The sequence below is a fragment of the Aquabacterium sp. genome (genome assembly GCF_034003525.1).
Taxonomy (GTDB): Bacteria; Pseudomonadota; Gammaproteobacteria; order Burkholderiales; family Burkholderiaceae_C; genus Aquabacterium.
This window is the reverse complement of sequence record NZ_JAVEYN010000023.1, coordinates 1-22,411: the sequence shown is the minus strand read 5'-3', so window position 1 is coordinate 22,411 and position 22,411 is coordinate 1. Positions and strand designations below refer to the sequence as shown.

At 66.6% G+C, this 22,411-nt stretch carries 17 protein-coding genes; 6 read left to right on the top strand and 11 right to left on the bottom strand.

Annotation, left to right across the window (positions count from 1 at the left end; all coding sequences use genetic code 11):
• Positions 1–189: 189 nt before the first annotated feature.
• Positions 190–2,535 (bottom strand): esterase-like activity of phytase family protein, encoded by a 2,346-nt coding sequence (locus tag RBT42_RS12955; RefSeq protein ID WP_320365766.1) that lies wholly within the window; start codon positions 2,533–2,535, stop codon positions 190–192.
• A gap of 141 nt (positions 2,536–2,676) precedes the next feature.
• On the opposite strand from RBT42_RS12955, the gene RBT42_RS12950 reads away from it, so the two are divergent.
• Positions 2,677–3,006: a hypothetical protein gene (locus RBT42_RS12950; protein ID WP_320365764.1), complete on the top strand. Its 330-nt coding sequence runs from the start codon at positions 2,677–2,679 to the stop codon at positions 3,004–3,006.
• A gap of 100 nt (positions 3,007–3,106) precedes the next feature.
• On the opposite strand, the gene RBT42_RS12945 is transcribed toward RBT42_RS12950, so the two are convergent.
• From RBT42_RS12945 to RBT42_RS12930, 4 genes are all read right to left on the bottom strand, one after another.
• Entirely contained in the window at positions 3,107–5,386 is a 2,280-nt protein-coding gene (locus RBT42_RS12945) for a xanthine dehydrogenase family protein molybdopterin-binding subunit (RefSeq protein ID WP_320365762.1), read from the bottom strand.
• On the bottom strand, positions 5,386–5,853 hold the full coding sequence (locus RBT42_RS12940; protein ID WP_320365760.1) for a (2Fe-2S)-binding protein: 468 nt from the start codon (positions 5,851–5,853) through the stop codon (positions 5,386–5,388). Before RBT42_RS12940 ends, RBT42_RS12945 begins: the two co-directional genes overlap by 1 nt.
• 130 nt (positions 5,854–5,983) lie before the next feature.
• A complete protein-coding gene (locus tag RBT42_RS12935) occupies positions 5,984–6,565 on the bottom strand; it encodes a hypothetical protein (protein ID WP_320365758.1) in 582 nt (193 codons plus the stop codon).
• Between the two features lie 116 nt (positions 6,566–6,681).
• On the bottom strand, positions 6,682–7,860 hold the full coding sequence (locus RBT42_RS12930) for a hypothetical protein (protein ID WP_320365756.1): 1,179 nt from the start codon (positions 7,858–7,860) through the stop codon (positions 6,682–6,684).
• A gap of 56 nt (positions 7,861–7,916) precedes the next feature.
• On the opposite strand from RBT42_RS12930, the gene RBT42_RS12925 reads away from it, so the two are divergent.
• Positions 7,917–9,164 carry an MFS transporter gene (locus RBT42_RS12925; RefSeq protein ID WP_320365754.1) on the top strand — a complete coding sequence of 416 codons (1,248 nt, stop codon included), beginning with the start codon at positions 7,917–7,919 and terminating at the stop codon, positions 9,162–9,164.
• Positions 9,165–9,193: 29 nt separating this feature from the next.
• Here the strand turns inward: RBT42_RS12925 and RBT42_RS12920 are convergent, their stop codons facing one another.
• Positions 9,194–10,816 (bottom strand): methyl-accepting chemotaxis protein, encoded by a 1,623-nt coding sequence (locus tag RBT42_RS12920; protein WP_320365752.1) that lies wholly within the window; start codon positions 10,814–10,816, stop codon positions 9,194–9,196.
• 278 nt (positions 10,817–11,094) lie between these two features.
• Complete coding sequence (locus RBT42_RS12915) at positions 11,095–13,605, bottom strand: adenosylcobalamin-dependent ribonucleoside-diphosphate reductase (RefSeq protein WP_320365750.1); 2,511 nt, start codon at positions 13,603–13,605, stop codon at positions 11,095–11,097.
• 417 nt (positions 13,606–14,022) lie between these two features.
• Between RBT42_RS12915 and RBT42_RS12910 the strand changes: the two genes are divergently transcribed.
• Entirely contained in the window at positions 14,023–15,000 is a 978-nt protein-coding gene (locus RBT42_RS12910; RefSeq protein WP_320365748.1) for an oxygenase MpaB family protein, read from the top strand.
• Here the strand turns inward: RBT42_RS12910 and RBT42_RS12905 are convergent.
• The 4 genes from RBT42_RS12905 to RBT42_RS12890 form a co-directional block, all read right to left on the bottom strand.
• On the bottom strand, positions 14,997–15,521 hold the full coding sequence (locus RBT42_RS12905) for a hypothetical protein (protein WP_320365746.1): 525 nt from the start codon (positions 15,519–15,521) through the stop codon (positions 14,997–14,999). The genes RBT42_RS12910 and RBT42_RS12905 overlap by 4 nt on opposite strands.
• Complete coding sequence (locus RBT42_RS12900; protein WP_320365744.1) at positions 15,521–16,213, bottom strand: C39 family peptidase; 693 nt, start codon at positions 16,211–16,213, stop codon at positions 15,521–15,523. Before RBT42_RS12900 ends, RBT42_RS12905 begins: the two co-directional genes overlap by 1 nt.
• A 12-nt stretch (positions 16,214–16,225) precedes the next feature.
• A complete protein-coding gene (locus RBT42_RS12895) occupies positions 16,226–16,591 on the bottom strand; it encodes a hypothetical protein (protein WP_320365742.1) in 366 nt (121 codons plus the stop codon).
• A 77-nt stretch (positions 16,592–16,668) separates the two neighbouring features.
• Positions 16,669–18,096, bottom strand: coding sequence for a hypothetical protein (locus tag RBT42_RS12890; RefSeq protein WP_320365740.1), 1,428 nt, complete (start codon positions 18,094–18,096; stop codon positions 16,669–16,671).
• 530 nt (positions 18,097–18,626) lie between these two features.
• On the opposite strand from RBT42_RS12890, the gene RBT42_RS12885 reads away from it, so the two are divergent.
• The 3 genes from RBT42_RS12885 to RBT42_RS12875 are packed head-to-tail and all read left to right on the top strand — an operon-like array spanning position 18,627 to position 22,381.
• Entirely contained in the window at positions 18,627–19,907 is a 1,281-nt protein-coding gene (locus RBT42_RS12885; RefSeq protein WP_320365738.1) for an acetate kinase, read from the top strand.
• A 9-nt stretch (positions 19,908–19,916) separates the two neighbouring features.
• Entirely contained in the window at positions 19,917–21,257 is a 1,341-nt protein-coding gene (locus RBT42_RS12880) for a sigma-54 dependent transcriptional regulator (protein WP_320365736.1), read from the top strand.
• Positions 21,258–21,286: 29 nt separating this feature from the next.
• The gene (locus RBT42_RS12875; protein ID WP_320365734.1) at positions 21,287–22,381 is read left to right on the top strand and encodes a 6-carboxytetrahydropterin synthase; all 1,095 of its coding nucleotides are present in this window, start codon (positions 21,287–21,289) and stop codon (positions 22,379–22,381) included.
• Positions 22,382–22,411 lie beyond the last annotated feature (30 nt).

Below are 22,411 nucleotides of genomic sequence, written 5' to 3'. Positions count from 1 at the left end.
GAAGACTCCATTGAAGATCACACGGAGCTCCAGCATACGAATTCCAATGCATCGAGAAAATCAGAATTTATTTTGTGAATGTGAAGAGAAAGACGATGTTTTCACCTAGTTGGTGCAGGGGTGCTGGCAGACCAATGAAAAACGCCCGGCACGGGCCGGGCGCAGTGGGTGGTAGGACTCTCAGGGAGATCAGTTGAAGATCTGGCCCAGCTTGATCAATTGGGTTTCCCCGCTGCCCTTGTCCAGACCGTCGTTGTCGTTGACGATGTAGACATCGCCGTTGGCCAGGCGCGTCAGGCCTTCGATCTTCTCCAGTACATGGCCCTTGGTGGCACGCAGGTCGGGCAACAGGTCGCGTACCAGGGTCTTGGTCAGCACGGTGCCGTCGGCCTTGCCGGTCAGGTCGATGCGGTAGATCTTCTTGACGGTGGCGTCCGGGCCTGCCTGGTTGTCACGCTCGATCACGGCAAAGCGGTTGGCGCCCAGCGCCATGATTTCCGACAAGCCGACCCAGCCGCCGTTGGGCGAGGTGGGCACATCCAGCGGGTAGAACAGGAAGGACCAGCTCTGAGTGCTCAGGTCGTACACACCAATGCGAGCGTGAGTTTCAGTCTTCCATGGAAGCTGGAAGGCAACGACCAGCTTGCCGCCGGACTCTGCGATGCCCTCGAAGCCGTTGCTGGTTTCCAAGGCATTCACGCCAGCGGGGAGTTGAATGATGTTCTGGATGACGCCTTCCGCCGACACCTTGAAGATCAGATTGTTGCTCTCTCCGACAGCGCCTTCAGAGGCAATCCAGAAACCGCCCCCATACGCTTCAGAAGCAACCGCGATGCCTTCAGGATCGATGTTGACGCTCTTGTCAGCATTGACCATCGCGGTGGCATCCGTCACATCAAAGGCTGCAGCATCTGGGCCAGCCGGCAGACTGGCGCTCACCGCAAAGGCCGCAATGACGCCGTTCGGATCGGTGATGCGGATTTCGCGTTGCAGCTTGGCGGGCTTGGTGCTGGTGTCGATCTCGAAGATCCGGTTGCCCTTGAAGAAGGCGTCGTCGATCGCATACATGAGCGACCCCGTGGGTGCTGCGGCAAGACCGGACAGGGCTGACCAGGGGATCGGCGTGCCATCGGCACGGTTGGTCGATTCGATGGTCGGGTACTTGGGTGCGGCCTTCTGATACTGGTAGACGTTGAGGGCAGCGAAAACGCTGGGCTTGCCTGCGTCAGGCTTGGTCTCTTCGCTGGCCGTGACCACGAGATTGCGAGACGGGATGGTCAGCACCCCTTCCGGTGCCTGGGCCGAGGGCAGCACCTGCTTGAAGGCCGGGGCGTTGGCTTGGCTCATGTCGTACACGGCGAGCACGCTGGAACGCTCTGAGGCGACGAACAGGTAATCGGTGCGGTCGAAGCGGCCTGCTGCGACGTTCTCAGGCTCGTTGCCTTTGGCGGCGGAGCGTTTGTCGTTGGTGTGGCCGATGCGGGCCATCAGATGCTCCATGGTGTTGCCCGCGTCATAGGCCACGCTGCCATCGCTGTTGAACAATGTGAAGCCGCGGCTGCCGCCATCCAAGTCCCCCTCGTTGGCGGTGACGAACTGGCTGGTGGATACCCAGGTGACGCCGTCTGGCTCGCGCAGCCGATCACTCAGACTCTCCGTCAGGCTGACTTCGGTCGGTACGTCTTTGACGTAGCTCAGGTCAATCTGTGACAGCGAGACTTTGCCCGCCGTGAAGTCACGGGTGACCTTGCCGGTGGCCAGGTCCACCTGCACGATGTGGTTGTTCTCTTGCAGGGTGACCACGGCGACGTTGTTGTCGTTGATGGACACGTACTCGGGTTCGGGGTCCGTCGGGTACAGCATCGCCAGGTTGGTCAGGGCCACGTCACGGGTCTGCCAGGTGCTGGGGGCACCGACCGAATCGATGATCGTCAGCTTCCCACCAGGCAGCTGGGTGGGGCGCCCATCTCCGGCTTCCTCGTCGCGTTCGTTCTCGATCACGACGGCCACGTACTTGCCATCCTTGCTGATGGCGATGGAGTCGGGCTGGCCACCCAGCGGGATGGTGTGCGCGACCGTGCGCGTGGCGATGTTGACCACCACGAGCTTGCCGGCTGGGTTGACGAAGTCACCGTTCGACGTGTTGACCGCGATCAGGGCGTAGTCGCCTTTCACCGTGATGGAGGTCGGCTCACCGCCCATCGCCAGCGCGCCTAGCGCGGTGGGTGTGGACGGGTCGGTGATGTCGACAAAGCCCACTTCGCCCTTCGGACTGTTGGTGTAGATCAGGGTCATGCCGTCGGCGCTGGCGGCGACGATTTCTGCCGCGGTCTTGACGCGCGCTTCGCACGAAGAGCCAATTTGCTCGCACACGGCAAAGGTGGCCACGCGGTTAAAGAACTGGGTGTCATCACTGACCGAGGTGGTCAGGCGAGAGGTCTGGTCCGCGACATCACTGTCACTGCCGCCTCCACAGGCGACCAAGAAGGTGGACAGCGCCAGGCTGGCAGCAAGGGCGGAGGCGGGTTTTTTCACGGCAGTTCGTTGAAGTTGCAAGAAGATCGACGAACGTTATGGATTTCGTGTGAAATATTTGTGAAGCACGTAACAACACCCCCGTGTGGGGGATCGCCTGCCTGCACCTGCCTTCACGGGTTTGTGTGGCCCAATCTCTTCATGTCCTGGCTGAAAAAAGACCCGAACTCCATCCGCTCCCCTGCCGGACTGGAGTGGCGTATCTGGAAGAAGCTCCCGCTGATCTGGTTGGTGGGCACCGTGGTGCCACTGTTGCTGGCCGGTGCCACTTGGCTGTTCTATCCCGAGCAGCCTGACGGGGCCCGCGACCCTGCGGTCATGCGCTTCGAGTTCATCATGATCGGCGTGGTCATCCTGCACTGGACCCTGGTGCTGACGGTGGCCATCGGTTGCGGCATCGTCATGCTGATGAAGGGCCCCAACTACAAGGCCGACTCCTACCCCATGCCCGACAGCGACGAGCCGCTCTGAGCGGGCATCACACTGTCGTCTTCAGGCCACCACAGCCGATCGCCCATGCGCTGGCCCTCGCCCACCGTCTGGATCACGGCGCGCCAAGCGGACGTCGGGCTCAGGCCTGCAGCTGGTCGCGCAGCGGCAACTGCCGGATGCGCTTGCCGGTGGCCGCAAAGATGGCGTTGAACAGCGCGGGGGCTACCGGGGGCACCGGCGGTTCACCCACGCCACCGGGCGGCACCTCGTGGTTGTTGTTGACCAGGTGGGTGCGGATGGTGCGCGGGCTTTCGGCGTGGCGCAGCACCGTGTAGTCAAAGAAGTTGCTCTGCACGACGCGGCCCTGGTCGAAGCTGATCTCGCCGCTCAGCGCCAGGCTCAGGCCCATCACCGCCCCGCCTTCCATCTGGGCACGGATGCGCTCGGGGTTGATCTGCGGGCCGCAGTCGATGGCCATGTCCACGGCGACCACCTTCAGCTCGCCCTTGGCGTCCACGGCCACCTCGACCACCGTGGCCGTGTAGCTCATGAAGCTGTAGGCCACCGCCAGGCCCAGGCCGTGCCCCTTGGGCAGCTTGCGGCCCCAGCGTGCGCCCTTGGCCGCAGCCTCGATCACATCGCGCATGCGGCCGGTGTCGATCGGGTAGCGCTCGGGCGACTCGCTGTAGTTCCAGTTGTCCGACAGTGTGCGTGGGTCCAGCTTGCGCGGCGGGCCAATGAGGTCGAGCAGGTACTGCTTGTGATCGCGCCCCGCCTTGTGCGCCAGTTCTGCCACGAAGCACTGCACGGCAAAGGCGTGGGGAATGTTCGAGACCGAACGGAACCAGCCGATGCGGGTGTGGGCCTCGACTTCCGAGCCTTCCAGGCGCAGGTTGGGGATGTCGTAGGGCACGTTGATGGCTGTCATGCCCGCTTCCAGGTCCATCTGGCCCTTGCCGCCTTCCACGAACAGCGAGAGGATGGACGGTGCGGCGGTGCGGTGCAGCCAGGTGGTGGGGCGCCCCTGGGCATCGACCACAGCCTCCAGCCGCTCGACCGAGACGGTGTGGAAGTAGTCGTGCTGGATGTCGTCTTCGCGAGTCCACACCAGTTTGACGGGCGTGCCCTCCATCTGCTTGGCCACCAGGGCGGCCTCGGTCACGTAGTCGGGCTTGGACTTGCGACCAAAGCCGCCGCCGATCAGCAGCGGGTGAACCTGCACGGCCTCGGCCTTGAGGCCGAGTTGCGCGGCGACACCATCGAGCGCGGCCTGCGGGTTCTGCACCGAGGTCCAGATTTCGCAACGACCGTCCTTGACCAAGGCGGTGGCCACGGGCGGCTCCATCGTGGCGTGGGCCAGATGCGGCAGGTAGTACTCGGCCGCGACCTTGTTGGCTGGTTTGGCCTGCGCCAGCGTTTGCATGACCTCGCCCTGGTCCCGCAGCACCTTGGCGGGGCGGCGGGCGGCGGCTTCCAGCTCGGTGCGGTAGCTGGCCGAGTTGTAGCTGGCGTGCGGGCCGTCGTCCCAGGCCAGTTTCAAGGCTTTGCGGCCCTGCATGGCGGCCCAGGTGTTGGTGGCCACCACGGCCACGCCACCCAGGGGCTTGAACATGGGGGCGCCGGTGAAGCCGGGCAGTTCGATCACGCGCAGCACGCCTGGCACCTTCAGCGCCTCAGCGGCGTCGACACTGCGCAGCTTGCCACCCAGCACCGGTGGGCGGGCGACCACGGCATAGACCATGCCGGGCAGGCGCATGTCCATGCCGTACTGGGCCTGGCCGCGTGCGATGGCCTCGCTGTCCGCCGGGCGGACCTTGCCCTGGCCGATGTAGCGGAACTGGGATGGGTCTTTCAGCTTGAGCTGATCAGGGGCAGGCAGAGGCAGGCGTGCGGCGTCGGCAGCCACGTCGCCAAAGCCCAGGCGGCGGCCCGTGGGCACGTGCAGCAGGGTGTGCTGGCGGGCCTGCACTTCGCTCACAGGCACGCCCCAGCGGGCGGCGGCAGCGGCTTCGAGCATCTGGCGGGCGGCGGCGCCGGCACGGCGCATCGGGGCCAGGAAGTGGCGCACGCTGCGCGAGCCGTCGACGTTCTGGTTGCCGTAGCGGGCTTCGTTGGCATCGGCTTGTACGATGGTGACGCGGGCCCAGTCGGCCTCCAGCTCATCGGCGATCACCATGGGCAAGCTGGTGCGCACGCCAGTGCCCATCTCCACCCGGTGCGCGATGAGCGTGGTGCGGCCATCGGGCTCGATCGAGATGAACACGTGCGGGTTGTCCACGGTGCCGCCGGGCATGCTGTCGGCGCCGTACTTGCGGGCGTCTTCGGCGCGGACCAGGCCGTTGAGGCCGACCGACAGCAACAGGCCCGACAGGCTGCCTTGCAGGAAGGTGCGGCGGGTGGTGTGCAAGGTGTCGGTCATCATGCGGCTCCCTGCAGACGACGGGCGGCCAGCTGGATGGCGGCGCGGATGCGCGGGTAGGTGCCACAGCGGCAGATGTTGCCGTTCATCGCGGTGTCGATCTGATTGTCGGTGGGGCAGTTGTTCTGCTTCAGCAGGGCCACGGCCGACATGATCTGGCCGGCCTGGCAGTAGCCGCATTGCGCCACACCCAGTTCGGTCCAGGCGGCTTGCACGACGCGACCGACCCGGTCGTTCTCCATGCCTTCGATGGTGGTGATCTGGTGGTTCTTGGCCGTGCCGATGGGCAGCGTGCAGGCCCGTGTGGGCTGGCCATCGACGTGCACGGTGCAGGAACCGCACAGGGCCATGCCGCAACCGAACTTGGTGCCGGTGTGGCCCAGCTCATCGCGCAGGGCCCACAGCAAGGGGGTTTCGTCGGGCAGCGAGACCTGCTGCGGACGGCCGTTGATATGAAGGGTGGTCATGATGAGCGTGGGGGTGTGGCAATCAAGCCTGCACCCTAACGGCTCGGGTTCACCAACACCATGGTGGGCGGCATTCCCCTGCCATCATCGTGGAAATGGGGCTGTGCATGCCGTGCGCCAGGGCTGGCTTTCAGGGCGCCGGGTCGTGCGCTTCCATGTGCAGCAGGGCTTGCTCCAGCGGCACGAGTTGGTCGAGCGCATGCGGAATCTGCAAGGCGGTGAACTGGCTGCGTGCCAGGGTCAGGTGGGTGCGGGCGCATTGCGTGTCGCCCTGAGCCAGGCAGGTGAAGGCCAGGCACATGTGGCCGTCGGGCACGTATTCGGGCAGCACACGTTGCTGGATCAGGGCCTGTCCGGCCTGGTGCAGCGCGTCCAGGTTGCGAAAGCGCATGGCCAGCAGGGCCTGGATGCGCACGGCAATCAGGCGCTTGAAGGCGTGGCCTTGCAGGCGCGCTTCCCGGGTGCACTGCTCGGCCAGTGCCAGCGCCTGTTCGGGCTCGTCTTGCTCATGGATGAGCTGCACGGCGGTCGCCAACGTGGCGCCGCTGCAAGGGTGGTCGTCGCGCATGAAGGTGTCGAGCACCGCAGGTGGGGCCGCTCGGGGTGTCGGCCCATCGTCGTCATCAGGCATCCAAGCCGCCTGGGCGGTGCTCAGACAAGCCAGCAGGCACAAGGCCCAGCCACGTCGTACAAGCTTCGAGGGACGCTGCATGGCAACCTCCTGCACACGCACCGCACGGTGATGCGTGAGCCACAGCTTGCCATCACGTCCTGAGCTTGCACAGCCCCCCGAGGGCTGGAAGCGAGAAATGTTGGCGCTTTACCGCGTCAACAGTTGAAGGGCAGCAGACCAAAGTCCAGGCTGTGGCGCTCCAACTGGATGGCAGGCAAGGTGTAGCGCCGCCCGTTGATCTCGACGGCGGGCAAGGTCACCTCGTAGCGCGCGCCCTCCTGGGTGCCCAAGGGGCGCCGGGTGTCGAGCTCGACCATCGTTTGTGGTCCGCTTGCCCGCTCGACGGGCAGGAAGACGGGGCTGTCCAGCGGCACGCGGTAGCGCATGGACAGGTTCAGGTGCGCGAAGGTGTGAATCCTTTCGGTCTGGTCCGGCAGGCTGCGTACGCGGATTTGATGATCGGCCAGCTGCCACGGCGCGGGGGTCTGCATTCGCAAGGTCAGATCGAAGCGCAAAGGGGTGCCCTGTTCGACGTGGTACACGTAGCCGCGTCCTTCCAGCGTCAGCGCCCCATCCTGGATCTGGAAGCCCCCGTCGTCGTAGGTGAGGATGGCCTGGCAGGCCGAGGCGGGCGGTCCATCTGCCAGGCACTGTCGGTGGCGATCGGCTGCGCGCGCGTCGGAGGCGGCGCTCACATAGATCAGCGAAGTGTGCCCCTTCGACTCGCCCGGGAAGCGCTCGGGGCGTGGGCGCGCTTGCGCCTGCACCTCGATGGGCAAGTCTGGCAGGCCAGGGCGTTGCACGGTGGGCAGGGTCAGGTGGATCGCCTTCGGGATGAAGCCGTCACCCCAGCTCGGCGTCCAGCCGGTGTACGAGTTGTAGTCGCTGTAGATCGGCACACCTGCTGGCGAGGTCAGCGGTGTCGGGGCCAGACGCAAGGGCTCGATGCGCTCGCGCGATGGCAGGCGCAGGGTCGCGCTCACGGCCATCGTCAGCGGGGCGGCGGCCAAAATCCCTTGCTCCACGGGCGTCACGCCGATGTGCGGGGTGGTGAACTGGAAACGCACACCGGGCGGGACACGCACGCGCAGGTCGAGCTCTCGCACGCCGTCCTTCGATTTTCCCTGACGAGACGTGGCGCGCACCGTGAACGTGACGCCATCGGCCAGCGGTACGGTGAGCACGGCGGGCGCCCCGGCCTGGCCGTAGCAGAGGTCGCCTGAGTAGGTTGCTGCCGGCTCCGGGTACAGGGGCTTGTAATACCGCCCCAGCGGAGCCGGGATGCACCCGCTCAGCAGCGTCAGCACCCCGGTGATCAGCACGGTCTTCATCATGAGAGACACTCTGCCACCATCGGCCGAATTCATCCAGCCCTGCCCTGGTTCCACGCATGCACCGCCACCCCCTCGCCTTGCTGTCCAGCCTCTACGCCGCCCAGGGGCTGCCCTTCGGCTTTTTCACGCTGGCGCTGCCGGTGCTGATGCGCGAGGCAGGCTGGTCGCTCACGGCCATCGGGCTGTTGCAGTTGCTGGCCTTGCCCTGGCTGCTCAAGTTCCTGTGGGCGCCTTGGGTGGACCACCGGGGGCAGCGGCGCACCTGGCTGCTGTGTTTGCAGGGCGGCTCGGTGGCCGCGGCGCTGTTGCTGGCCGCACTGGACCTGCCGCCGGCGAGCCAGGGCCTGCTGGCGGCGGTGCTGGTGTTCAACTTGCTGGCGGCCACGCAGGACATCGTCACCGATGGACTGGCTGTGCGCCTGCTCGCCGCGCGTGAGCGGGGTTTGGCCAATGCCATTCAGGTGGGGGCGTATCGCCTGGGCATGATCCTGGGCGGGGGCGGCCTGCTGTGGCTGTGGGCGCGCTCCGAGGGGCGTGTGGTGTTCCTGGTCATGGCGGCGCTGTTGGCCTTGAGCAGCTGGCCGGTGTGGCGTCTGCGCGAGCCTGCCCGCGCTGTGCCCTTCAACACCGATGTGGCGCCCCAGGCCGAGGCGGCCTTGCACCCTGCCCTCAGTGCCCGGCAACTGGCGCTGGGCTGGTGGCACCGGGCCCTGGCCCCCGGCATGTTGACCTTTGCGGCGCTGGTGTTCTGCTTTCGCTTTGGCGACCAGATGGTCAGCAGCCTGATCACGCCCTTTGTGAGCGATCAGGGTGCCAGCAAGGAAACGATTGCCTTGATGAAGGGTGCGGTGGGCTCAGGCGCCAGCTTGGCTGGTGCGCTGCTGGGCGGGGTCTTGATGGTGCGGGTGAACCGCCGCACGGCCATGCTCGGTACGGGCCTGGGCCAGGCACTGACCTTTGGGCTCTACATCGCCGTGGCGCTGGGTTGGGGCGGCATGCCCCTGCTGTGGTGGGCCACGGTGGCCGAAGGCGTGGTGGGCACCATGGCCACGGTGGCGCTGTTTTCCTTGATGATGGACGCGTCCGACCCCGAACATGGCGGCACCGACTTCACCTTGCTGGCCAGCGTGGTGGTGGGCGTGGGTGCTCTGGGGGGCATCGCGGGCGGGGTGGTCGGTGACACGCTGGGCTATGTCTGGGCCTTTGGCGCCGGCAGCGTGCTGTCGGCCCTGGGCTGCGTGGCCCTGGTGACCTGGTTGGACCGCCGACCCACGCACGCGCGCTTGGCACAGGCCTGGCGCTGAGACGCGGCGCGCGCCGCGCTGCTGGAGGATCAGACCGCTTGCATGGCGGGGCGCGAGAACCATCCCCAGCTCTTGGCGGTCGAGGCAGGGGCCACGCTCGCAGGGTTCGCCGGATCGGCATCGCCCACCTGGAAGGCTGCAACCGCGCGCACCAGTTCTTGCGCCTGCGTGTTCAGGCCCAGGGCCGCGGCGGCCATCTCTTCCACCAGGGCCGCGTTCTGTTGAGTGGACTGGTCCATGTGGGTGACCGTCTCTCCCACCTGCGACACACTGTCGCGCTGAGCATGGCTGGCTTCCGTGATCTCGGCCACGATCTGGGTCACGTGCGCGATGCTGGTCACCACCTCCTGCATCGTGGCGCCGGCTTGGTCGACCAGGGCCGAGCCGTTCTCCACACGGCTCACGCTGTCCTGGATCAGTCCCTTGATCTCTCGGGCGGCTTCGGCGCTGCGGTGGGCCAGGTGACGCACCTCCCCGGCCACCACCGCGAAACCACGCCCCTGCTCTCCGGCGCGCGCCGCCTCGACGGCGGCGTTGAGGGCCAGGATGTTGGTCTGGAAGGCGATCCCGTCGATCACCGAGATGATCTCCGCAATGCGGTTGCTGGCGTCGCTGATGCCGCGCATCGTGGTCACGACTTCGGCCACCACCTGACCGCCCTGCTGGGCGATCTGTGAGGCGCTCTGCGCCAGGTCGTTTGCGGCCTGGGCGTGTTGGGCGTTCTGGTTCACTGTCAGTCCCAGCGCATCCATCGAGGAGGCGGCTTCCTGCAGGGCGCTGGCTTGGCTCTCAGTGCGAGCGCTCAGGTCCTGGTTGCCGCGGGCGATCTCGGCGCTGGAGTTCACCAAGGTGTCGGAGCCTTGCCGCACGGCGTGCACGACCCGCAGCAGGCCATGCTGCATGTCGCGCAGGGCTTGCAGCAACTGGGCCGTTTCGTTGCGCCCCTGCGCGTCGATGCGCACGTTCAGGTTGCCGGCGGCCACGGCGCGCGCCACGTTCACGGCCTGGTGCAGGGGGCGGGTGATCGAGCGGATGATGCCGATGGCCATCAGCACCGCGGCGACCACCACCAGGGACACCGCGCCCAGCGCCGTCCAGACGATGCTCTGGGTGGTGGCGATCAAGGCCTGCGAGGCGGCATCGGCTTCCTCGCTCTCGATGCGGGTCAGCGTCTGGAGGTGCTGGAAGTACATCTCTTGCGGGGGCCGCACTTCGGTGTCCAGCATCATCTCGGCGTCGGCCTTGAGGTCTTCCTGACCCAGGGCATGCAGCACGCGGCCCACTTCGTGGCTGTAGGGGCGGTAACTCTGGAGAGCCTGTTCGAACACCGGGCGGGCCGCCTCCGACTGGATCTGGCGCGCCAGGCGGGCCTGCACCTCGGTGACCGACTGGCGGGATGCGTTGATCAGGTTGATCTGATCTTTGAGGGCATCGGGCCAGGTGTTCATCAGGGCACTGCGCAGGTTTTGTGCCTGGAGGTTGTGCGCGTCGCGCAGCTCGCCCAGGTCGCGCAGGATCTGCATGCGTCGGTCGATGGTGTCGCGCAGCGAGTGCTCCATCGCGCGGGCCTTGTGCACGTTGAGGGCCCCCACCACGCCCATCATCACCACCAGGAAGCCAAACGCCAAAGCCAGTCGGGTGGCGATTTTCATGTCTCGAAAATTCATGGGACCCTTTCCACGGTCATGCCGGGCGCATCGCACGGCCGAAACGTCTGCCGTTGCACGACTGCCGTGCACCATCTTGGGGATCCTAAGAGGTTGACTGGTTCAAGCTGTCGTGAAATGACGCCACTTTCCCTATCGCTAACCCTGGGGTGTGGGCGTTTTCGTGCGTCTGGCCGAGGCCAAAGCACCGCGCCCCCTGGAACGCTGGGCTCCAGGGGGCGCGAGGGTGGGGTCATCGGGCACCCTGCGGTGCCGACGGGGGCTTAGCCGCAGCTGCCGATGGCGCCGCAGTTGGCGCACTTCATGCAGCCGTCCACCTTGTGCATTTCGTGCGCGCCGCACTCGGGGCACTTCTTGCCCGAGTTGGGCACGGTGTGGCCATGGCTGCCGCTCGACGCGGTGATGCTGTAGTCGGTGGGCTGCAGGTGGTGGCCCAGCTCTTCGTCGCGGCGGGCCAGGCGGGAGGCCAGTTGCAGGGCCGGGACCTGGTTGCCCTCCGAATCCAGGAAGCCGCGCTTGGCCAGGATCTGTTGCAGGGCAAAGCCGATGGCGGCCACGTCGGAGTCGTGGAAGCGCGGGGCCACGGTGCCGTCAGCGCGCTCGATCATGCCGAAGCGGACCGGGCCCTTGTCCCACACCACCTTGCGCATCGAGGCGACGGCCTTGGCGACCGAGCCACCGGACTGGCCCACCATCGACAGCAGGCGCATGCTCGACGTGATCCACTGCTGGCCGTCCGAGGTCTGGCCGCCAGGGATGAAGAACTCGATCGGGCGCTCGATGGTGACGTCCTTGCCGTCGATCGTGCCTTGCACGCGCAGGAAGTTGACGGTGACGTAGACGGCCTGCTTTCCTTCAAAGGTCATGTACTCGACCTTGGAGGTGATGCCTTCCAAGTCACCCATCGGACGCGAGTCGAACTGCTTGCGCAGCGGATCGTCGTCGTTGCGGCCGGTGCCAGCCGGAGCGGTGCCGGCGGCCGGTGCGGCAGCGGGCGTGTCCACCGACAGCACGGCGCCCAGTGTGGCGTTGGGGCGGTAGGTGGTGATGCCCTTCAGACCCATGCGGTAGGCCTGCAGGTACAGGTCGGCAAAGTCGGCGAAGGGGTAGTCGGCCGGGACGTTGATGGTCTTGGAGATGGCCGCGTCGATGAAGGGGGCCACGGCCGCCACCATTTCCACGTGGGCGATGGCGCTCATGTCCTGGGCCGACACGAAGGCTTCGGGCAGGTTCTTGGGGTCACCGCCACGGCTCAGGTAGACGCGGTAGGCGTGGTCTTCCACGGCGTAGATGCGGTGGCCGCCGTCGGGCATGCGCTTCTTGCGGTTGTAGGTCCACGAGAAGGCGGGCTCGATGCCGTTGGTGGCGTTGTCGGCAAAGGCCAGGGTGATGGTGCCGGTGGGCGCGATCGACAGCAGGTGCGAGTTGCGCAGGCCGTGCTTGCGGATCTCCTTGCGCAGCTTCTCGGGCAGGCGCTTGGCGAACGCACCGGTGTTCAGGTACTGCTCGGCGTTGAACAGCGGGAAGGGACCACGCTCCTTGGCCAGTTCCACCGAGGCGGCATACGACGCGTCGCGCAGCGTGGCCGAAATCTTGGCGGCCATCTCGCGGCCTTCGGGACTGTCGTAGCGCAGGCCCATCATCACCAGGGCGTCGCCCAGGCCCAGGAAGCCCAGGCCGATGCGGCGCTTGGCGGCCGACTCGGTGCCCTGCTCCTTGAGCGGCCACACGGTGGCGTCCAGCACGTTGTCGAGCATGCGCACCGCCACGGCGATGCCCTTCTCGAACGAGGCGAAGTCGAAGCTGGCGTTGGGCTCGAAGGCGTTGCGCACATGGCTGACCAGGTTGATCGAACCCAGGTCGCAGCAGCCGTAGGCGGGCAGGGCCTGTTCACCGCAGGGGTTGGTGGCCTCGATGGTTTCGCAGTAGGCGAGGTTGTTTTCCTCGTTGATGCGGTTGAGGAAGAGCACACCGGGTTCGGCGAAGTCGTAGGTCGACTTCATGATGGTGTCCCACAGGTGGCGGGCCTTGACCACCTTGTAGACCCACAGGCCGTCTTCACGCTGGTAGGTGTCAGGCACTTCGGGGTGGGGCTGGGCGGCGTGCACCAGCTCCCAGTCGCCGTCGGCAGCCAGGGCTTCCATGAAGCCCTCGACGATGCCGACCGACACGTTGAAGTTGTTCAGGGTGCCGGGCGTGCGCTTGGCAACGATGAAGTCCTCGATGTCGGGGTGCGAGACGTTGAGCACGCCCATTTGCGCGCCACGGCGGGCACCGGCCGATTCGACCGTCTGGCAGACCTGGTCGAACACCTTCATGAAGCTGACCGGGCCGGAAGCGCGCGAGTTGGTCTTCTTGACCCAGCCGCCCTTGGGACGGATGGCGCTGAAGTTGTAGCCCACGCCACCGCCACGGCGCATGGTCTCGGCGGCCTGCGAGGCGGCGTCCATGATGCCGATCTGGCCGTCAGCGCCGATCATCGCGTCGCCCACGGGCTGCACGAAGCAGTTGATCAGGGTGGCGGCCGTGTCGGCCAGGCCGGCGGCGGCGTTGATGCGCCCGCCCATCACCACGCCCAGGTCACGCTGGGCTTCGTAGAAGGTGGCTTCCCACTTCTGCTGGGCTTCCGGGGTCTTTTCGATGGTGGCCAGGCCCTTGGCGACGCGGCGGCGCACGTCATCGACCGAGGTCTCACCGGGCTCGGCGTACTTCTCCAGCAGGACGTCAACGGAGGCCTCTTGGGGCGGGAGCGCGAGATCGGTGGTGTGGGTCATGTCAAGCAAATGAGAGGGGTTGAACGGGCCGCGGTGTGCGGGCGCGGACGGCGCGTGGCGGCACAGGACGGCCTCGACTGTAGTACGTTGGAGGGATTGGATTTTGCGCCGTCGCAACGATTCGGTGGACGGGGGCGAATGCCCCTGATCGCCTCAGGGTGGGGACAGGCCGCCGCCGTGCGGGGCCGTGCCCCAGGGGCGTGAGCGAGGGCGAGAGTATGCCTGCGCCGAGCCCGGATGGCGCAAGCGTGGCCGGGAGCTTGAGCGGGCGATCAGGGTATTCCCTGATCCGGGTGCTGCCGCCCGGTGTGGCGTGTTTTCTCCCCGTGGCATCCCGCTGGCGGGGCGGATGGGTGTCCCACCGGCCGGGGCTGGGGCGACACTGCCAGGCAACGCACAAGCCAGGGAGTTGTCACGATGTCTGAACCGTTTCGCAAGCGCTGGGGCCTGTTCCCCCACCCCGAGGTGGCGCGCACCATTGCCGCGCTGGATGCGCGTGAGGACTGCCAGCGCATCGTGCGCCTGATGGGCCAGTACGACATGGCCTGGGACATGCAGCGCGCGCTGGAACTGGCGCTGTTCTACACCTATGGCAGCGACTCGGTGTCCACCCTGCTGAACCGCACCGGCGAGTTCCGCGAGCATGGACAAAAGCGCTACGACGACACGCGCCTGCTGATTGGGCACTTTCTGGAGTCGGGCTGGGACAGCGAGGTGGGCGCGCAGGCGCTCGAGCGCATCAATCGCACCCACTCGCACTACCGCATCCCCAACGACGATTACCTGTTCGTGCTGTGGACCTTCATCGAGTTCCCGTTGCGCTGGACCAAGGTGTACGCCCGCCGGCCCATGACCGCGCACGAGCGCGAGGCCGGCTTCAACTTCTGGGTCGAGATCGGACGGCGCATGGGCCTGAGCGACATCCCGCCGACCAAGGCCGCGTTCGACGCCTTCATCGAGGGCTACAAGGAGCGCCATTTCAAGCCCTGCGCGGCCAGCGCCCAGGTGGCGCAAGACACGCTGCGCGTGGGCCAGGCCTGGCTGCCGGCGCCGCTGCGGGGCCTGGTGCCCTGGGTGGTCTACAGCCTGTTCGACGATGACGAGCTGTTCCTGCAGGCGGTGGGCGCCCGTCGCCCGCCGCGCTGGTTTGCGGCACTGGTACGCGGCAGCCTGCGCACCTTCGGCTGGCTGCGCCGCGGCACCCGCCTGGGCGCCTACCCGCTGTGTCTGGCCGACACGCCCAACCGGACCTATCCGGGCAATCGCTACGCCATCGCGCAGCTCAAGCCGGTGCACCTGCAGCGGGCGGAGGGGCAAGCGCCCAACGGCACAACCGGCGCATCTGACGCCGCAGCGCCTCACGTGGCGCCGACAGGCCGCTGTCCGTTTGCTTAACGCGCGCCGCCGATCGACCGGTTCACGGCCTCGTTGATCGTGGACTGCAGGTTCATCAGCCTCAGCAAGGCGGCCCCGTTGGTGCTGGCCTGGATCACGGTCTCCGTGCGGATGGTCTGGTTGTTGAGGGTGTTTTGAATGTAGGTGGCCAGCGGCACGGTCAGGGCGCTGGCGTCCACGGTGTTGCCCGGGCCGTTTTGCACGATCTGCTGTTGGGCGTTCAGCTGCTGGGTCAGTTCGGCCAGACGCGTCTGGGCCAGCTTGTCCAGACCGCTGGTCTGGAACGAGGTGGTGGTGACCAGCTGGTTGTTGATGTAGACCGCTCGGCTGATGCCAAAGGATACGAACAGTCCGGTGCCGAGGTCAAAGCCGCCGCGCAACTGCGACAGCTTCTGATCGCCCACGGCCCACCAGATGGGGCGAAGGTCGGCCTCTGGGGGCAAAGGTGCTTGTGCCTGGCTGGTGCCGCAGGCCCACAGGCCAGAGAGGCTGAGCAGGGCTGCGCGAAGGGGCATCTTCATCAGAAGTCTCCCGGGCCGTGTTTGGGCAGGGTGATGCCCATCAGGCCGTCGCGACTGACGCCGGCTGTCAGCGGAGCCGTCGGGACCGCGGCCCAGTCCGTGCGCTGATTGAACCGGGCGGTGTTCATGTGGCTGTGGATGACGAACAGCAGGCGGTTGGGCCAATGGGCCTCGAAGGCCTCGCGTGAGAGGCTGCGTGTGCCGTTGGCCGGATCGCCGATCAGCACGCGGTCGCCCCGCAGGCCCTTGACCACGACAAAGTGCATGTAGCCGTTCTCGTTGATCAGCACGATGGCCGGGGTGCGGGCTTCCAGCAGCTTGTCCAGCGGCAACTCGAAGCCGTCGGCCACGAAGCCGCGCGATTGCAGGAAGCGCTTCATGTCGAGCAGCGAAAAGCCCTCGCGCTGGATCTGAGCCTGGTCGCCGACCTCGTACATCTGCATGAACACCTCGGTCTCGGTGACGGGGTGGTCATAGTGGTGCGTCAGCAAAGTGGCGAGCGCGGCCGAACCGCAACTGAAGTCGTACTGCTGTCGCAGCGTGCCGGCCATCTTGGCCTGCCGGAGGCTGACCAGGGGCAGGTTCACATCGCCCTGGCCTAGCGAGGGCAGATAGGCCCGGGGAGCTTGCTGACCCCAGGCGGGGCTGCCCAGCATCAGGGCCAGTGTCAGCGGCATCAGCAAGGTGCGCATGGTGAACTCCGCTCAGTTCATCTGCAGTTGCAGGATCACCGCGTTCTGAATGAGCACGTTCGCTCCGGTGTTCTGGATCACGAGCGGGATGCCGTTCAGGTTGGCCAGCGCGCCGGCGCTGATGGCATTGCTGCCGGTGTTCACATGGTCGGCGGTGTTACCGGCGGTGGTGCCAAGCAGCTTGATGTTGCTGCTCACCCACTCGCTGCCGCCGCGCAGGCCGGCCAGTGCCTGTGTGGCCACGGGTTGGGCGAAGGCGCTGCGCGCGATGCCGGCATCCGGGGTGGGGGGGCTCTCGGTTTGAGCCAGTGCGTGTGCAGGCAGCAGCGCGGCGAGCAAGGCCAGACGCGTCAGCCTGCGGGTATCGATCGGCTTCATCGTCACTCCCTTTTTGCTTGTGTGGTGGAGGCACGAAGTCGGCATCGACCCGATGGGTCGATGCCGAACTCACAGGCTTATTGCGTCGGTGTTCCCGAGCGACCCACGCCCAGGTTGGCCTGCACGTTCACGCTTTGCTGGATCAGGGACGACAGTCCGCTGTTCTGGCTGGCGATCATGATGCCTGCGGCCGATTGGCCCACGCTGGTCATGGTGTTGGCCAGGCTGAAGGTGCCGGCATTGACCGAGTTGGTGCCACCCGCGCCGCCCGTGCCACCCGTGCCGCTGCCGCCTGCGCCAGCGCCGGCCGTGTTGGTGCCGCCATTGCCCGCACCACCCACGCCGCCCGAGCCGTTGCCACCGGCCCCACCGGCACCGCCAGTGTTGTTGCCGTTGCTGCCGCCGGTCGAGGTGGCGTTGCCATTGCTGGCCGTGCCGCCCGCCCCGCCGCTGCCGGCACCACCGGTGTGGCTGCTGGCCGGACCCGTTGCGGTTTGAGCGCCACCTGTGCCACCTGCCCCGCCAGCCCCAGTCGTGCCAGCGTAGGCTGTGGCGGTGCCGCTTTCATTGGGCGCAACGCTCTTCGCATTGGCACTGCCAGTGTCGCCGCCTCCGCCGGTGTAGGCCTTGGTGTTGCCACCGGTGTCGCTGCTGCCGGCTTTGCCGCCAAAGCCGGTGCCGCCCTTGCCACCGTCCACGGCGCCGTTCTTGGCACCACCGTTGTCGATCTCGCCGTTCTTGGCAAAGCCACCGCTGCCGCCCTTGGCGCCGTCACCGCCCGTGCCCTTGCCGCCGATGCCCTTGCCCATGGCCGCAGCGTTGCCGCCGTCGCCTGCGGCGCCACCCTTGGCGTTGCCGCCAGCAGCCGAGCCGGTGTTCATGGCGTTGTTGCCCAGGCCGAAGATCTTGTTGCCCGTCACCATGCCCTTGAGCGAGCTGTGGGCGGTGATGGTGGTCACGTTGAAGGCGTTGTCAAACGTGCCGGTCGAGCCGTTGTTGAGGGCGGCCGAGCGATCGCCGATGGCCTTGGCCGCACCGGAATGCTTGTTGGTGCTGCTGTCGGTCCGGGTGTCCGTTTTGGTGAACGTCTTGGTGCTGGTGTTGTTCGAGCGGCTCGTGATGGTCTTGGTGTTGCCAGAGTCCTCGGTCTTCGAGTAGGTGCTGTTGTCCGTGTTGTTGGACTTGCTGGTGATGGTCTTGGTGTTGTTCGAGTCCTCCGTCTCCGTCTTCGTGTACGTGCTGTTGTCGGTGTTGTTCGACTTGCTCGTCACGGTCTTGGTGTTGCCCGAGTCTTCGGTGACGCTCACGTTCTTCGTGTACGTGCTGCTGTCCGTGTTGTTGGACTTGCTCGTGACGTTCTTGGTGGCCGTGCTGCTGTCGTTCACCGTGCTGTTGTTGGTGCCTGTGTCGCCCTCACCGTTGGTCTGAGTGATTGGCCCGCTGGCTGCCAATGCAGCACTGCTGAGCATCAGGGTGATGGCCGAAGCCAGAAGAGTCTTTTTCATAGAACCTCCGAAAGTTGATTGCGTTGATGTGACAAACAGACTTCACGTGAAGTGCGTGACCGCACCGAGGCATCCCAATGCATGCCGCATGCCAACTTCATCACGGAATGTCCGAAAAGGCGCGTGTCGTAGGGGGCGGTGAGCGCGTCAGGCATGGCCCCGCCTCCGGCATGCGTGCCAGGATCCGCCCGCCCGGCCGCACTGTCACATCCGCGTGACCGGACCCGCGCGATGGCCCGCGCGAAGGGCCGGGGTCACCCTCTGACATTGGCGGTCGCGTGAGGGTTGTCAGGTGTCTCCGCGGCGTGACGGCGATGCGCCCCCCATCAGGGTGAGAGGCGGCGTCTGCACGTCAGAGCGGGCGGAAAGGAGACCGTCGCAGGGGTGTGACATTCGGACATGTTTGCCCGCATCCGTTACGTTGTGTTACATGTTTTCACTTGCGGGCAATGGTGGCTCCTGCCTATGCTGCAGTGCATTAATCGTTGGTCATGGCAGTACGACCACACATTCACACAGGGATGCCAGCCATGAACCAGGAAGCCTGCCCAGGGGTGCGCACGGCGCTCGCCGCTGCCCTGCTGGCCATGCCGATGCTCACCGCTCAAGCGCAAAGCGCTGCGACCGAGTCCGAACTCGCCAACCCACAGGTGCTGCAACAGCAGCTCGATGCACAGGACCGCGAGATCCAGCGGCTCAAGCAAGCGGTGGCCGAGCAAGAGGCGCGCCAGCGAGATTTGCGCCAGTCCCTGCAGCGTGCCTTGGGCCAGGAGGCGCAAGTGGCCCCAACCCAGGTGGCGGCCGAGGGCGATGCACGGCCGGTCCGGGTGGGCGTGGCCCCCAGTGCCGAGCCCCAGGCGGCGGCCGTGGCCACCTTGTTCGAGCAACCCGGCATCCTGACGCCGCGCAACCAGCTGGTGCTGGAGCCGTCCTTTCAGTACGCGTACTCGTCGAGCAATCGGGTGGCCCTGGTGGGCTACACCATCATCCCGGCCCTGTTGATCGGCTTGATCGACGTGCGCGAGGTCAAGCGCAACACGCTCACCGCGGCCTTGACGGCGCGCTATGGCCTGACCAGCCGCTTCGAGATCGAGGGCAAGGTGCCCTATGTGTACCGCAGTGACGCGACCATCAGCCGCGAGTACGCGCTGGGTTCCGCGCAGGACAAGGTGTTCGACACCAGCGGCAAGGCCCTGGGCGACATCGAAGTGTCCGCCCGCTACCAACTCACCGACGGCTCGGACACGCGGCCCTATCTCATCGGTGGCCTGCGCTTCAAGGCCCGCACGGGCAAGGATCCGTTCGACGTGGAGACGGACTGCATCACGCGCTGCGACGGGCCCGACGCGGGCACGGGTCTGCCGCTGCAGTTGCCCACCGGTTCGGGCTTTTACTCCTTGCAGCCCTCGCTGACGTGGTTGTTGCCGTCCGATCCGGCCGTGTTCTTCGGGGGCATCAGCTACACCCACAATTTCAAGCGCAACAACATCAACCGTCTGGTGCGGGCCGGGCAGCGGGAGTTCATTGGCACGGTGGAGCCCGGTGGGGTGATCGGGCTGAACTTCGGCATGGGGTTGGCGCTCAACGAGCGCGCGTCCTTCAGCCTGGGGGTGGAGCTGAACTCGGTGGGCCGCACCAAGCAGAACGGCCGCGTGGTGGCCGGCTCCGTGCGCACGCAGCTGGCCAGCCTCTTGATGGGCTACTCGTACCGCTACAACGACAAGACCTCGTTCAACGTGTCGGTGGGCGCCGGCCTGACGCGTGACACCCCCGACCTCAGCATCAATTTCAGGATGCCGCGTTCCTTTTGAAGGTGCCGCATGACGCCGCAAAAAGTTCTGTGCCTCAGCCGTGGGGCCAGCGTGGCGGCGCTCGCCGAGCAGTTGCGGGCGCAGGGCTGGCTGGCCTTGCCCGCCAATGACCTGGGCGAGGCGCAACGCATCCTGTCGCGCGAACGTGTCCAGGTCGGCCTGCTGTGTCTGTGGGACTGCGCGCCGCTGGAACTGGACCGAGTCGAGGCCTGTCTGCTCGGGCTGCCCCTGGAGTGGGTGGCGCTGGTGCCGGTGGACGCGCTGACCTCCCCCGATCTGTGCCACCTGCTGCTGGACCATGTCTTTGATCACCACACGCATCCGGTGGACTGGGATGCCTTGAGTGTGACTTTGCGTCACGCCTTGTGCCGGGCCGAGTTGCGTGCGCGGACGGCGGCCTCGCCGTGCGACGTCCGGCTCATGGGCATGGCGGGCCACAGCCCGGCCATGAACCGCCTGCGCCAGCAGATCCGCAAGGTGGCGGCCACGGATGCGCCGGTGCTGATTGGTGGGGAGAGCGGCAGTGGCAAGGAGCTGACGGCCCGGGCCATCCACCAGTGCTCGCTGCGCTCGGGGCAGCCCTTTGTGGCGGTCAACTGCGGGGCGATTGCGCCCACCCTGATCCAGTCGGAGCTGTTCGGCCACGAGCGCGGTGCCTTCACCGGGGCCACGACGGCCCGCCAGGGCTTGATCGAGGCGGCCAACGGCGGCACCATCTTCCTGGACGAGGTGGCCGATCTGCCGCTGGAGCTGCAGACCAACTTGCTGCGCTTCTTGCAGGAGCACACCATCCAGCGCGTGGGGGCGACGCGCAGTGTCACGGTGGATGTGCGCGTGATCGCGGCCTCGCATGTGGACCTGTCGCAGGCCGTTGTGGCGGGGCGTTTTCGGGAAGACCTGTTCTATCGGCTCAACGTTCTGCCCCTGGTCGTGCCGAGCTTGCGTGAGCGCGTCGAGGACATCTCGGTGCTGGCGCAGCATTTCCTGCACCAGTGTTTGCAGCAGGGCTACTCACGGCGGGTGGCGGGTTTCAGTGTCGAGGCCCGTGAGGCCATGCTGGCCTACCCCTGGCCGGGCAATGTGCGCGAGCTGGGCAACCGGGTGCAGCGCGCCGTGGTGATGAGCGAGCAGCGGCTGATCTCGCCTGCCGACCTCGGGCTGGCGGCGCCCAGTGCCTCGTCGGCCCTGGGGCTGGATGCCGCGCGCCTGCAGGCCGAGCGGGAGGCGATTGCCCTGACGCTGGGGCGCATGGCGCACAACGTGACCCGCGCGGCGCGCGAACTGGGCGTCTCGCGCATGACGCTGTACCGACTGATGGACAAGCACGGTCTGCACGCGCGGGCAGACTGAGAGGGCGGGTTGGTGATCCAATACAGGCCATGAGCCTCACCACCCTGCACACCGCGTCCTGCGGTTTCGAGTCGGCCCGCCAGGTGGGCGTGCTGCCGGATGACCACCCCAGCCACCGCCTGCATGGGCACAGCTTCGTGGCCCGCATCCGCGCGGCCTTGCCGGACGACTGGGCGGCGTTTCCGGGTGCACAGGTGAGTACGCTGAGCCAGCGCCTGCAGGCCTGCACCGCGCCGCTGGACTACCGCCTGCTCAACGAGGTGCTGCCTCTGCCTACTGACGAAAACCTGGCCCGCTGGCTGCGCGACCGGCTGGATGTGCCGGGTCTGGAGCAGGTGGGCATCCAGAGCACGGCCGACCAGGGGGTGGACCTGGACCGCCACGACCAGGCCCATGTCTGGCGGCGTTACCGGTTCCAGTCGGCCCACAAGCTGCCCAACGTGCCCCTGGGGCACAAGTGCGGGCGCCTCCATGGCCATGGCTTCGAGGTCATCTTGCATGCCAACCAGGACGCGGGCGGGCGCGACATCAGCATCGACTACGACCACCTCGACGAGGTCTGGGCGCCCTTTCACTACCAGTTGCATCAGCGCTACCTCAATGCCATCGAAGGTCTGGAGAACCCGACCAGCGAGGTGATCGCGGGTTGGTTGTGGGACCGCCTCAAGGGCGTGCTGCCCGAGCTGTCATGGGTGACGGTGTACGAGACCGGTTCGTGCGGTGCCAATTTCAATGGTGCGGACTACCGCATCTGGAAGGAGATGACGTTGGACAGCGCCCTCTTCCTGCGCCAGGCGCCCAGCGACGACCCGCTCAGCCACATCCACGGCCACACCTACACGCTGCGCCTGCACCTGTCGGCACCGCTGGACACGGTGATGGGCTGGACGGTGGACTTCGGCGATGTGAAGGACCGCTTCAACCCGATCTTCAAGGCGCTCGACCACCACCCGCTGCACGAGCTGCCGGGGCTGGACGATTGCGACACGGCCTCGCTGTCGCACTGGATCTTGACCGAGGCGCGCAAGGTGCTGCCCCAGGAGGACCGGGTGGACCTGTACGAGACCCGGGGCAGTGGCGCGATTGCGCTGCTCGGCCACGAAGGGCCGGCGCTGCCGATCTGAACCAGCGTGCGGCAGTTGCCGCCGCGTTGT